The organism is Kocuria tytonicola, from assembly GCF_003687175.1.
Lineage (GTDB): Bacteria > Actinomycetota > Actinomycetes > Actinomycetales > Micrococcaceae > Kocuria > Kocuria tytonicola.
In genome coordinates this window covers 315,158-327,093 of sequence record NZ_RDEX01000001.1, presented here as the reverse complement: position 1 = coordinate 327,093, position 11,936 = coordinate 315,158, and the positions used below count along the sequence as shown (strand labels likewise).

Genomic DNA, 11,936 nt, shown 5'->3' with positions numbered 1-11,936 from the left:
CCGGGCATGTTCCACAGGCGTCCGGGGCCGCCCTGTGTTCCCTCTCCCACCGCCCCGTTGACCTGTCCCGCGCCGAAGCGCGGCGCAGCTGCCCGCCGGCCGGATGCCGGCTGGGGACCTCCCCGCAACTCGCCGGGACACCGGGCAGTGGGTCCCTGCAGCCGCGCGCGGTCCCTATGCTGTCCCCGTGCGGACTCCGCGCGGCGGCCTCACGGCCCGGTCGCGGCGGGGGACGCGCGGTCGTCCGACACTCCATGGGAAACGAGCAGTCTGCAATGGCGTTCTTCGAACTCACAGGGTGGCCACTCCTCATCCTGGTCACCGTGCTGGCGGTCTTCCTCCTGGCCGTCACCGTGGTGGTGCTGCCCAGGAACCGCCGCCCGGGCCTGCGCAAGTACGTGGTCCAGCTCGTGTGCGTGCTGCTCGTGGTCACGCTCGCGCTGGCCGGGATCTTCCTGAAGATGAACATGGACAACCAGTGGTACTCGAGCTGGGGTGACCTCTTCTCCGACGGCGGGGGTCCCGTGGCCACAGCCACCGTGGGCACGGTTCCCGTGGCCGCGAAGGCCCTTCAGGACCTGCCCCATGAGAAGTTCACCACCGTGCAGTCGGACCCGGTGAAGAACCCCGCGTTCGGCGCCCAGCTGGATCCCGCCAACACCTCGGGGCAGTGGGTGAACGTCAAGATTCCGGGACCGCAGTCCGGTCTCACACAGGAGGCCACGGCGTGGCTTCCGCCCTCCTACATGTCGCAGCCGCAGCGGAGCTACCCCGTGATCACGGCCTTCACGGGCTTCCCCGGGGACGTCCGGACCTACACCAAGGCCATGAACATCGCGCAGCACATCCGCACGGCGGTGTCCGAGGGCGCCATGCGCGAGGCCGTCGTGGTGATCCCGGACGTCTACCCCGGCAACAACGACACCGAGTGCGTGGACAGCACGCACGGCCGCTGGGACACGTACGTGAGCCGGGATGTGGTCTCCTGGATCCGCACGAACCTGCGGGTCTCCACGGACCGGCGGGCGTGGTCCACACTCGGCTACAGCGCCGGGGGCTGGTGCTCCTCCATGCACACCGTGCGCCACCCGGAGATCTGGGCCACGAGCATCAACCTCGCCGGCTACTTCGTCCCCATGTACAGTCCTGGGCAGCAGTGGAAGACCGCTGACCCCGAGTCCTACGACCTTGCACGGGTGGTCCGGCGGGAGAAGCCGGACGTGGACATCTGGTTCTTCACGGGTGGGGAGGACACCATCTCCCTGCGGGCGGTCAAGGCCTTCGCGCCGGCCGTCACGGGGCCCACCGGTCTGGTGTCCAACATCTCCGAGAGCGGCGGGCACCGGGTGGCACTGTGGGAGGCCCAGCTGAACCCTGCCCTGACGTGGCTGGGCCGGACGTCGCCCGGTTTCGCCCCCCTGCCCGCCTGAGATTGGACACCTGCTGATGAATGTCGCGGAATATGCCGCCACTGTCCTGGCCACAGCCGCGGGCGGCTTCGATCCCGCCCCGATGGTCATCATGGCGGCCGCGCTGGGGGCGGGGTTGCGGCGTCGTCACGTCGTGGGGGCTTCGGCGCTGCTCCTGGGTGGCACCGTCCTCCTGGGGCTCGGGCTCACGCTCCTGGTGGGCCCGGTCCTGCAGAGCGTGGACTGGTGGGGGCTGGTCCGCCACGGTGCCGTGGCGGCATGGGTGGAGCTTGCCCTGGGCGTTGCCATCGGGGTGTTCGCGGCGATGCGCGCCGTCTCCCGGCGCAGGGGCACCGCCCCCGAGGAGGAGAAGCCGCCGGCCAGGAACGCGTGGGCCCTCTACGTCACGGCGCTGGTGTTCGTGGGCATCGTGGTGTTCGACCCGCCCTTCGACATCCACGTGGCGGTGGCCGCCGCCCAGCCCCTTCCGGTCATGGTGCTCGGCTGGGTGGCGTGGGCGCTCATCAGCCAGATCGCGCTCACGCTGCTGCTTCTGCTCACCGTGCTGGGCAGGCAGGAGCGGTTCTCCGCCGTCATGCAGCGCGCGTGGGCCAGGATCTCACCGTGGGTCGGCGTGGCGGTCACCGTGCTGCTGGGTCTCGCGGCGCTGTTCCTGGTCCTGGACGCCGGCCGGTTCCTGCTCCTGGGGCACTTCCTCGTCGGCTGACGCGCCGCACGGCGGCCTGTTCCCTCGCCCACGACGCCGCTCCCACCCGTCCGGAGGACGACGCCGCTCCCACGTCCTCCGGAGGATGCTGCCGCCGGACCCCGCCACCGTCCGCACCGCCCGCGTCCCCTCGACCTGCAACGCACACGTCCGTCACCGCCGCACCGGCGCGACCCCGGGACGGCCGCGAGGACTCAGACGGCCGTCTGCGATGCGGTGACCGGGTGGCCGGAGGCGAGGCGGCGCCGTCGGTCCAGCTTCTGCCGGTGGACCCCCGCGAGCGCGAGGAGAGCTCCCGCCACCGCCAGGACACAGGCCACGAGGGCCGGCGAGCGGTAGCCGAAGCCGGCCGAGATGACGGTCCCTCCCAGGAGCGCACCGATGGAGTTGGCCACGTTGAAGGCGGCGTGGTTCAGGGAGGCACCCATGAGCTCCGCCGGGCCCGCCGCCGTGATGAGCCAGCTCTGGATGCTGGGCATGATGTAGGAGTTGACGAGCGACATCACGAAACCGGCGACGAAGATCCCCACGGGGGAACCCGCCAGGGCACCCATGAGGAGCAGAGCCGCGGCGAGGGCGGGGAAACCCACGGCCATGGTGCGACGCGCACTGCGGTCCGCGCTGATCCCCCCGATCACGTTGCCGATGGTCATCCCCACGCCCACCACGGCGAGCAGCCACGGGATGGCACCAGCGGGAAGCCTGGCGAGCTCGCGGCCCATCTGGGAGAGGTACGTGTAGATCGCGAAGAACCCACCGAAGCCCACGGCGGCCACGCCCATGACGATCCACACCTGCGGCCGCGCGAAGGCGAGGAGCTCACCGCGGTGGCTGGCAGCGGGATGGGGCGGCTGGTGCGGGACCGTGAGCCACAGCCCGAGCACCGTGAGCGCGAAGACCACGGCCACCGCGGCGTACGCCATGCGCCACCCGTACGCCTGCCCGATGGCCGTCATGACCGGCACTCCCACCACGTTGGCCACCGTGAGACCGGACAGCGCGAGCGCCACGCCCTTGGCCTGGTTCCCCGGTCCCATCACCGTGGCGGCCACGAGGGACGCGAGGCCGAAGTACGCACCGTGGGGCAGACCGGCCAGGAAGCGCATCGCCAGGAGGGTCTCGAAGCTCGGCACGAGGGCCGAAGCAAGGTTGCCCAGCATCAGCGCGGCCGCCATCACCAGCAGCATCACGGTGCGGGAGGACCTCGCCGCCAGGAACGAGATCAGCGGGGCCCCCACCACCACGCCCACCGCATACGCACTCACGAGCCAGCCCGCGCGTGCGATGCCCGTCTCGGGGGACCCGCCGAAGAGCTCCGGCAGCAGGCCCTGGGCGATCTGGGGAAGCAGCCCCATGGACGCGAACTCGGTGCAGCCGATCCCGAAACCGCCCAGGGCCAGGGCGAAGAGGGCAAGTCGACGGCGGGCGGGCGTCAGGTGGGTCATGACGACGCGGCCTTTCCAGGAACGGGGGTGGACAGCCCCTGCCGTGGCGCGGCGGGACGGTGGACGGAACGCTCGTGCGGGCGGAAGCGGGGTGCAACCCTGGCGGCACCGACCGGCCCGGGAGCCGACTGACCAGGACGGCGGGGAGGGCGGTGCCCACCCGTCGCGGACGCGGTGGTCCTCGAGCACAAAAGATGGCAACGCCGTGCTGCACCGATTTATTCGCCGACCGGAACCCGTGTGGGTGACATCACCGGGGGTGGGTTCTCCCCACCCGGTGCAGGAAAGTTATCCACAGGTGTGGAGAAATGTGTGAATATCGTCCGGAACATGTGTCCTCCCGGGGCTGGGTGAGCCTGATCCGCCTGTCCACAGGGATGTTCACAGCTGTGGAATTACAACTCTGTAAGTTGTTAACAGGTGTGGAGAACTGCTGTGGACAACTCGTGGCCGGGGTGCCTCACCGGTGTCCGCGCAGACCCGGAAGCATGAGCAGGCCCGTGAGCGCCCCCATGACCAGACCTCCCACGTGGGCCTGCCAGGCAATGCCACCCACCAGGAAACCGAACACCAGGTTGATGCCGATCAGCACCAGGATGGACGTGACGCTGTTCCGGAAGTGGCGCATGAACACGAACATGGCACCGAACAGCCCGAAGATGCCGCCGGAGGCACCGATCACCAGGACCCACGGGTCACCGAGCAGCAGCACTCCCACCGAGCCGCCCAGGACGGAGAGCAGGAACAGCACCGCGAACCGCCACCCTCCGAGCAGGGGCTCGAGCATGCGGCCGAAGAGGTACAGCGTGTACATGTTCAGCAGCAGGTGCACGGGCGAGGGCATGGCGTGCACGAACCCGCTCGTGAGCATCCGCCACGGCTGGGTGTCCGTGAGGGCGGGAGCGTAGCCCAGGATCGTGGACAGGTCGTAGGGGGTGACCAGGCGGGTGACCCACTGGGCCGCCCACACCAGCACGCAGATGCCGATCACGGTCCACGTGACGGGCCATCCGGTGCGTCGGCGGACTCCCTGCATCCCGCGGCCCGGAAGCGGGGGCGCGGGGCTGTGCGCGGCGGCGTCGGACGCCCAGGAACCGGGGAACCCGGTACCGCCACCACGCGACGGGCCGTCGGCGGACGGGCCGCCGCCCGGCAGGAACTGGCCGTAGCGCGGGGCCGGGAGCGGTTCGCCACCTCCTGCCCCGCCGGGGCCGCGGTGGGGACCGCCCCTGGCTCGAGAATCCTGGGACGGGAACTCGCCGCTCGGGTCGTGGGGCTGGTTGCTCATGTCTGCTCCGGCATGTGGTCTGGTCAGCGGGGATTTCTCCACCGAATACGAGCGAAGCCCACCCGGACATCGGGTGGGCTTCGCCTCAGGACGGGAGGTGGTGGATCAGAGCGCTTCCACGTCGATGGAGGAGATCACGCAGTCCTCCACGGGGCGGTCCTGGCCCCCGGTGCGGACGTCGTTGAGCTCGTCCACCACCTTCTTGGAGGCGTCATCGGCAACCTCCCCGAAGATGGTGTGCTTGCCCTGCAGCCACGTGGTGGGCGCGGTGGTGATGAAGAACTGCGAGCCGTTGGTGCCGCGGCCGTTGCGGGTGCCGGCGTTGGCCATGGCCAGCATGTAGGGAGCGTTGAAGTTGAGCTCCGGGTGGATCTCGTCGTCGAAGTTGTAGCCGGGGCCGCCGATGCCCTGGCCCAGCGGGTCGCCGCCCTGGATCATGAAGTCCTTGATGATGCGGTGGAAGACGACGTCCTTGTACAGCGGGCCGTCCTGCTTCTCACCGGTGCGAGGATCCGCCCACTCCTGGGTCCCGTCCGAGAGGCCCACGAAGTTCTTGACGGTCTTGGGCGCGTGGTTGCCGAAGAGCTCCACCACGATGTCCCCGTGGTTGGTGTGGATGGTGGCCTTGTGCGTTGCATTGGCGGAAGTCATGGCTGTCATTCTGGCACGGGGCTCCGCAGCGCGTCAGGACGGTGGGAAGTTGTTCAGCGCACAGTGAAAAGGACCGTGACCGCTGCAACTCCCGGGGCCCGTCCAGGACGCAGAACGTATGCTGGGGGTGGAGATGTACATGATCACCACCGTAGGAGGGAGACATCATGAGCCTGTTCAAGAGCAAGGCCCAGAAGCAGGTCGAGGCCGCCAACAAGGCCGCCGAGTCCAAGGTCGTCAACGCCGGGGAGTGGCTCTCCACCGAGATCGGTGAGCTCGGGGAGAAGCTGCAGCACGGTGTGCAGGCGGGTGCCTCGGCGCTGGCCAGCGGCGTGGAGGCCACGGGCCCCTACGTCCAGGACGGCCTCGGCCGGGCGCAGGGCCTCGGCGAGGACGTCAAGAAGCGCAGCGAGAAGGCCAAGGCTGCCAGCGCCGCAGCTGCCGCACCCCTGGCCGCCAAGGCGGCGAAGAAGACGGCCGAGGGCCGTGCCGCCGCCCAGGAGAAGTACTCCGGCGCCGTCGCCGCGCTGGCCGGCAAGGTCGCGAACGCGGACACCTCGGACCAGTTCGACGCCCTCGTGGCCAAGCTGACCGGTGACAAGAAGACCGTGAAGCGCATCCAGAAGGCCGCGAAGAACTCCGCCAAGGAGTACGCCAAGCAGCAGAAGAAGGCCCAGGGCGGCCACAAGGGTCTGCTGGTCCTCGGTCTGCTCGTGGCCGGCGGTGTGGCAGGCGTTGCCGCGTGGCGCGCCTCCCGCCCCGTCCAGGACCCCTGGAAGACCCCCGCCACGGCGTCGCCGCGCGTCTCGGCCTCGCCCGTCAACAACAACTCCACCGTGGCCGCAGGCGCCGGTGTGAAGGTGGACGACGTCAAGGACCCCGCCTCCTCCGTGCACAAGGAGGGCACCGCCACTCAGGCCGCCCACCGCGCCACGGACAGCGTGAAGTCGGTGGCGGAGGACGCCAAGCAGACCGTCAACGAGGTCAAGGAGCAGATCAAGGGCTCCAAGACGGATGACACCAAGCTGGGCTCCGCGGACAACGGCTCCAAGCACAACCCGGGCAACGGCCCGAAGCACTGAGGTCACGCCGCTCACCCTCACGGGTGACGGACCCCGACCACGACGCCGCCGCGCCCCTCCGAGCGAGGGGCGCGGCGGCGTCGTCGTGCGGGGCGGCAGAACGGCGCGGACCGGCCGCACGGCTCCCGCGTCAGGCGAAGAGGCCCGCGATCGTGTCGTAGGTCTGGTAGATCCCGAGGATGACGAACAGCACCGCACACACCACGAGCACGGCGTTGGTGAACATGCCGTTGCGCCACTTCCTGGGCGTGCGGGACGTGTTCAGCAGACCCAGCAGCGTGACGGCGAGGAACGGCATGAACAGCGCCCCGAGCACCCCGTAGAGCAGGATCAGGAAGACGGGCTTGTCCAGCATCAGGAGCAGCATGGGCGGGAACGTGAGCCACAGCAGGTAGAACTTGAAGTACTTCCCGCCGTTCACCGTGTCCGGGTGGCCGCTGGGCTTGTGCCGCACGTTGCCCCAGTAGTCCGCGAACATGAGGGACACCCCGGACCACACACCCACGACCGACGAGAACGAGGCCGCCCAGAAGCCCACGAGGAACGTGGTGCCGATGACGTCCCCGAAGCGCTCGCGCAGCACCGTGTCCAGATCCAGCAGGCCCTTGTCCCCGGCGCTGATCGCGTACCCCGCGGAGTAGAGCACCTCTGCCCCCACCACGAGCATGGCGAGCACGAAGATGCCGGTCACCGCGTAGGCCACGGTGTTGTCCAGCTGCATCACCCGCATCCACCGGGGCTGGTGCCAGCCCTTCTCGCGCAGCCAGTAGCCGTAGGCCGCCAGGGTGATGGTGCCGCCCACGCCCCCCGCCAGCGCCAGCGTGTAGACCACTCCGCCCTGCGGGATCACGGGGATCAGCCCGGTGAGCATCCGCGGGATGTCCGGCAGGGTGATGATCGCAAGCCCCACCATCACCAGGAACATGAGACCCACCATGGCGGCGGTGATCTTCTCGATGACCGCGTACCGCCCGGCCCACACGATCCCGAAGCCCAGCAGACCCATGATGATGGCCCACGCCCACAGCGGCAGGAACGGGAAGAGCGCGGCCAGCGGCAGCGCGGAGGAGGACATGGCCGTGGCTCCGTACACGAAACCCCAGATCAGGATGTACGGGCCGAAGTACCAGGAGGTCCAGCGGCCCAGGGAGCGCCAGCCCTCGAAGATCGTGCGCCCGCTCGCGAGCGAGTACCGCCCGGCGCCCTCCACGAGCACGATCTTCATGATGGTGCCCGCAACCACGGCCCAGAGCAGCGTGTAGCCGTAGCGCGAGCCCGCGGTCAGGGTAGCCACCATGTCTGCGGCGCCCACACCGGTGGCGGCCACCACGAGCCCCGGCCCGATCAGCCTCCACCGCTCGATGCGCTCCAGGGGCTCGTGGGGATTGACCGAGGCCAGCGGCTGCAGGGGAGTCTTCTCGCGCATTCAGGTGCTCCGCACTTCCGGTATGGGGGACGTCACACCAAGTCTGACATGCTCCGGCGCCCTCGGATCCCGTGTCACGAAGTGTGCCGGACGCACCGGGGGCGCGGGCGCACCACCGGCACGGAAAAACCTCCGGGTCCCTGCTCTCGCAGAGACCCGGAGGTCGGGGTGTGGAGCCTAGGAGATTCGAACTCCTGACATCTGCCTTGCAAAGGCAGCGCTCTACCAACTGAGCTAAGGCCCCGTATTCAGTTGCGGCGTTCTCTCCCGGGGGAGGAACGCCGTACCCGTGGATCTCAGTCCACGGAGTCCACTGCCGAATTCCAGGCTTCTCGCTTGGCCTCGGCCTCGCGCCAGGACTTGAGGGCCGCGACGGACAGGCCGGCCACGGCGATCAGGGCTGCGATGCGGGACTTCACGGGGGCCTCCGGACGAGTGGTGACTCGCGGTGGTGGGAATTCGAGGGGTGGGCGTACCAGGAATTGAACCTGGGACCTCTTCGTTATCAGCGAAGCGCTCTAACCGTCTGAGCTATACGCCCTCAGCGTGCGCCAACGAGAGCATCCTCTGGCTGGCCACGCCAAGACTTTACCGGAGTTCCGGCTCCCGCACCAAATTCGGCACCGGTGGGAGCCGCCTCCTGGCTCAGTCGTCGGTGAGGGTCACCCCGATGCCGCCGATCAGCGACGCCGCGATGTTGTAGAGGATCGCTGCCAGCACCGACAGCACGGACAGCAGGATCACGTTCACCACGGAGATCAGCGTGGAGATCAGCGCCACGTTGCCGAGCGAGAGGATCTTGCGGATGTCCGCCCCCTGGGCGGTGCCACCGAGCATGGACAGCAGCTCGTTGATGCCCTCGAACATGCCGGTCAGGCTCAGGACGATCCACAGCACCATGGAGGCGACCACCGTGATGATGCCCAGGGCCACGGAGAGCAGGAACGCCAGTTTGAGCACGGACCAGGTGTCCACCTTGGAGACCACCAGGCGGGCGCGGCGCACCTTCGCCCGGGGCGCGGGACGCACGAGGCCCTTGGAGGACTTCGTGCTGGCCTGCGCCGGCGACTTCTTGGACGGCGACTTCCTGGGGGAAGAAGTCTTGGCGGGTTGACCCGCCTTCGAGGCCGAGCTCGCGCTCATGCGTTACCTCCGTTGTCGTTGTGGTCCAACGCTACTGCATCGCCGTCCTCGGAGGACGCAGCGTCGGGGCTCCCGGTGTCCTGCGCGCGGCCTTCCCCGGCCACTACTTCTGCGCCGTCGACGACGCCGCCCGCCGCCTCGTCCGCGGCGGCGTCCTCCTCCGCCACTTCCTTCTCGATCTCGCGCTCCGCGTTGCGGGCCACGCCCACGATGGTGTCGTTGGCACCGGGCTTGGCGAAGATCACTCCCATGGTGTCGCGCCCGCGGGCCGGGACCTCGCTCACGGTGGAGCGCACCACCTTGCCGCTCTCCATGACCACGAGCACCTCGTCGTTCTCACCCACGATCAGGCCGCCCACGAGGCCACCGCGCACCTCGGCGAGCTTGGCCACCTTGATGCCCAGGCCACCGCGGCCCTGCACGCGGTACTCCTGGACCGAGGTGCGCTTGGCGTAACCGCCCTCGGTCACCACGAACACGTGCGAGTCGTCGCTGACCACGTTCGCGGACAGCAGCTCGTCGCCGGAACGGAACTTCATGCCCGTGACACCCGAGGTCGCGCGGCCCATGGGGCGCAGGGCGTCGTCGTCCGCGGTGAAGCGCAGGGACTGGCCGTGGCGGGAGATCAGCATGACGTCATCGTCCGTGTCCACCAGCATGGCGGAGACGAGCTCGTCGTCCTCGCGCAGGTTGATGGCGATCACGCCGGCGGAGCGGTTGGTGTCGTAGTCCGTGAGCCGGGACTTCTTGACCAGGCCGTTGCGCGTGGCGAGCACCAGGTATGGCGCGTCCTGGTAGGAGTGCAGCTCCATGACCTTCGCAATGCGCTCCTCGGGCTGGAACTCCATGAGGTTCGCCACGTGCTGGCCCTTGGCGTCCCGCCCGGCCTCCGCGAACTCGTAGGCCTTGACCCGGTAGACCCGGCCCAGCGTGGTGAAGAACAGGATCCAGTTGTGGGTGTTCGTCACGAAGAAGTGCTCCACGACGTCGTCCCCGCGCAGCTGCGCGCCCTTGATGCCCCGGCCGCCGCGGTGCTGCGCACGGTACTCGTCCGCGCGCGTGCGCTTGACGTAGCCGTCGCGGGTGATGGTCACCACCACCTGCTGCTGCGGGATGAGGTCCTCCATGGAGACATCCCCGTCGAAGCCGTAGAGCACCTCAGTGCGGCGGTCGTCCCCGTAGCGCTCCACGATCTCCCCGAGCTCGTCGGAGATGATCTCGCGCTGGCGGTCCTCGGACGCGATGATCGCCTCGTACTCGGCGATCAGCCGCTGCAGCTCGGCGTGGCGGTCCTGGATCTTCTGGCGCTCCAGGGCGGCCAGCCGGCGCAGCTGCATGTTGAGGATCGCCTGGGCCTGGGCCTCGTCGATCTCCAGCAGCTCCATGAGACCGGAGCGCGCCTCCTCCACCGTGGGCGAGCGCCGGATCAGGGCGATGACCTCGTCCAGGGCGTCCAGCGCCTTGAGCAGGCCCAGCAGGATGTGCGCCTCCTCCTGCGCCTGCTTGAGGCGGAACCGGGTGCGCCGCACGATGACGTCCATCTGGTGCGCGACCCAGTGGTGCACGAACGCGTCCAGGGACAGCGTGCGGGGCACCCCGTCCACGAGCGCGAGCATGTTCGCGGAGAAATTCTCCTGCAGCTGCGTGTGCTTGTAGAGGTTGTTGAGCACCACCTTGGGCACGGCGTCCCGCTTGAGCACGATCACCAGGCGCTGGCCCGTGCGGCCCGAGGTCTCGTCCCGCATGTCGGCAATGCCCTGGACCTTGCCGTCCTTGACCAGGTCCGCGATCTTGATGGCCAGGTTGTCCGGGTTGACCTGGTACGGCAGCTCCGTGACCACCAGGCACGTGCGGTTGTGGATCTCCTCCACGCTGACCACCGCGCGCTGCGTGATGGAGCCGCGGCCCGTGCGGTACGCCTGCTCGATGCCCTTGTGGCCCAGGATCTGCGCACCGGACGGGAAGTCCGGGCCCTTGATCCGCTTGATGAGCTCTTCCAGCAGGGTCTCGCGGTCCGCGCCCGGGTGCTGCAGGTACCACTGCACGCCGTCCGCGACCTCGCGCAGGTTGTGCGGCGGGATGTTCGTGGCCATGCCCACGGCGATGCCGGCGGAGCCGTTGACCAGCAGGTTCGGGAACCGCGCCGGCAGCACGGTGGGCTCCTGCTGCTTGCCGTCGTAGTTGTCCTGGAAGTCCACCGTGTCCTCGTGGATGTCCCGGACCATCTCCATGGCCAGCGGCGCCATCTTGGTCTCGGTGTACCGGGGCGCGGCCGCGCCGTCGTTGCCCGGGGAGCCGAAGTTGCCCTGTCCCAGCGCCAGCGGGTAGCGCATGGTCCAGTTCTGGATCAGGCGCACCAGGGCGTCGTAGATCGCGGAGTCGCCGTGGGGATGGTAGTTGCCCATCACGTCGCCGACGACGCGCGCGCACTTGTTGAACGAGCGGTCCGGCCGGTAGCCGCCGTCGTACATCGTGTAGAGCACGCGGCGGTGCACGGGCTTGAGACCGTCCCGCACGTCCGGCAGGGCGCGGCCCACGATCACGGCCATGGCGTAGTCCAGGTAGGACCGCTGCATCTCCGTCTGCAGGTCGATCTGCTCCACGCGGTCCCCGACGGTCTCCACGTCCTGCACCACCACGCCCTCGACGGCCTCGGGGGTGTTCTCCGGGTCCACGGGAGCGTTGCCGTCCTGCGTCTCGTCACTCATGCGTTGCTGTCCGTTCCTTCTGAGCTCTCACGGTCCACTGTTCATGCCGGGGAGGGA

At 69.0% G+C, this 11,936-nt stretch carries 10 protein-coding genes and 2 tRNA genes; 3 read left to right on the top strand and 9 right to left on the bottom strand.

Translation table 11 applies throughout. The features are described from left to right. The first annotated feature begins 275 nt into the window (after positions 1–275). Both EAE32_RS01450 and EAE32_RS01445 read left to right on the top strand, forming a co-directional pair. A complete protein-coding gene (locus EAE32_RS01450) occupies positions 276–1,430 on the top strand; it encodes an alpha/beta hydrolase (protein ID WP_121846549.1) in 1,155 nt (384 codons plus the stop codon). Between the two features lie 16 nt (positions 1,431–1,446). Further along, on the top strand, positions 1,447–2,136 hold the full coding sequence (locus EAE32_RS01445) for a hypothetical protein (protein WP_121863945.1): 690 nt from the start codon (positions 1,447–1,449) through the stop codon (positions 2,134–2,136). 194 nt (positions 2,137–2,330) lie between these two features. On the opposite strand, the gene EAE32_RS01440 is transcribed toward EAE32_RS01445, so the two are convergent. The 3 genes from EAE32_RS01440 to EAE32_RS01430 all read right to left on the bottom strand — a co-directional run bounded on the left by EAE32_RS01440 (position 2,331) and on the right by EAE32_RS01430 (position 5,529). Beyond that, positions 2,331–3,581, bottom strand: a complete 1,251-nt coding sequence (locus EAE32_RS01440) for an MFS transporter (RefSeq protein WP_121863944.1) — start codon at positions 3,579–3,581, stop codon at positions 2,331–2,333. A 460-nt stretch (positions 3,582–4,041) separates the two neighbouring features. Next, positions 4,042–4,869, bottom strand: a complete 828-nt coding sequence (locus EAE32_RS01435; protein WP_243635529.1) for a rhomboid family intramembrane serine protease — start codon at positions 4,867–4,869, stop codon at positions 4,042–4,044. A 105-nt stretch (positions 4,870–4,974) separates the two neighbouring features. Continuing rightward, positions 4,975–5,529 carry a peptidylprolyl isomerase gene (locus EAE32_RS01430; protein ID WP_121863943.1) on the bottom strand — a complete coding sequence of 185 codons (555 nt, stop codon included), beginning with the start codon at positions 5,527–5,529 and terminating at the stop codon, positions 4,975–4,977. Between the two features lie 158 nt (positions 5,530–5,687). On the opposite strand from EAE32_RS01430, the gene EAE32_RS01425 reads away from it, so the two are divergent. Continuing rightward, positions 5,688–6,602, top strand: a complete 915-nt coding sequence (locus EAE32_RS01425) for a hypothetical protein (protein WP_121846090.1) — start codon at positions 5,688–5,690, stop codon at positions 6,600–6,602. 130 nt (positions 6,603–6,732) lie between these two features. Here EAE32_RS01425 and EAE32_RS01420 read toward each other — a convergent pair whose 3' ends face one another. From EAE32_RS01420 to gyrA, 6 genes are all read right to left on the bottom strand, one after another. After that, positions 6,733–8,028: an Nramp family divalent metal transporter gene (locus EAE32_RS01420; protein WP_121863942.1), complete on the bottom strand. Its 1,296-nt coding sequence runs from the start codon at positions 8,026–8,028 to the stop codon at positions 6,733–6,735. Between the two features lie 171 nt (positions 8,029–8,199). Then, a tRNA-Ala gene (locus tag EAE32_RS01415) sits at positions 8,200–8,272 on the bottom strand. A gap of 52 nt (positions 8,273–8,324) precedes the next feature. After that, complete coding sequence (locus tag EAE32_RS12090) at positions 8,325–8,447, bottom strand: hypothetical protein (RefSeq protein ID WP_276309567.1); 123 nt, start codon at positions 8,445–8,447, stop codon at positions 8,325–8,327. 48 nt (positions 8,448–8,495) lie between these two features. Then, positions 8,496–8,569: transfer RNA gene (locus tag EAE32_RS01410), tRNA-Ile, on the bottom strand. Positions 8,570–8,673: 104 nt separating this feature from the next. Continuing rightward, a complete protein-coding gene (locus EAE32_RS01405) occupies positions 8,674–9,171 on the bottom strand; it encodes a DUF3566 domain-containing protein (RefSeq protein WP_121846088.1) in 498 nt (165 codons plus the stop codon). Beyond that, the gene (gene gyrA / locus EAE32_RS01400) at positions 9,168–11,879 is read right to left on the bottom strand and encodes a DNA gyrase subunit A (RefSeq protein WP_121863941.1); all 2,712 of its coding nucleotides are present in this window, start codon (positions 11,877–11,879) and stop codon (positions 9,168–9,170) included. Before gyrA ends, EAE32_RS01405 begins: the two co-directional genes overlap by 4 nt. Positions 11,880–11,936 lie beyond the last annotated feature (57 nt).

Coding starts and splice junctions, on each gene's coding strand:
- EAE32_RS01435 (WP_243635529.1), bottom strand. CDS start 4,869: ATGAGCAACCAGCCCCACGACCCGAGCGGCGAGTTCCCGTCCCAGGAT.
- EAE32_RS01440 (WP_121863944.1), bottom strand. CDS start 3,581: ATGACCCACCTGACGCCCGCCCGCCGTCGACTTGCCCTCTTCGCCCTG.
- gyrA (WP_121863941.1), bottom strand. CDS start 11,879: ATGAGTGACGAGACGCAGGACGGCAACGCTCCCGTGGACCCGGAGAAC.
- EAE32_RS01420 (WP_121863942.1), bottom strand. CDS start 8,028: ATGCGCGAGAAGACTCCCCTGCAGCCGCTGGCCTCGGTCAATCCCCAC.
- EAE32_RS01450 (WP_121846549.1), top strand. CDS start 276: ATGGCGTTCTTCGAACTCACAGGGTGGCCACTCCTCATCCTGGTCACC.
- EAE32_RS01425 (WP_121846090.1), top strand. CDS start 5,688: ATGAGCCTGTTCAAGAGCAAGGCCCAGAAGCAGGTCGAGGCCGCCAAC.
- EAE32_RS01405 (WP_121846088.1), bottom strand. CDS start 9,171: ATGAGCGCGAGCTCGGCCTCGAAGGCGGGTCAACCCGCCAAGACTTCT.
- EAE32_RS01430 (WP_121863943.1), bottom strand. CDS start 5,529: ATGACAGCCATGACTTCCGCCAATGCAACGCACAAGGCCACCATCCAC.
- EAE32_RS01445 (WP_121863945.1), top strand. CDS start 1,447: ATGAATGTCGCGGAATATGCCGCCACTGTCCTGGCCACAGCCGCGGGC.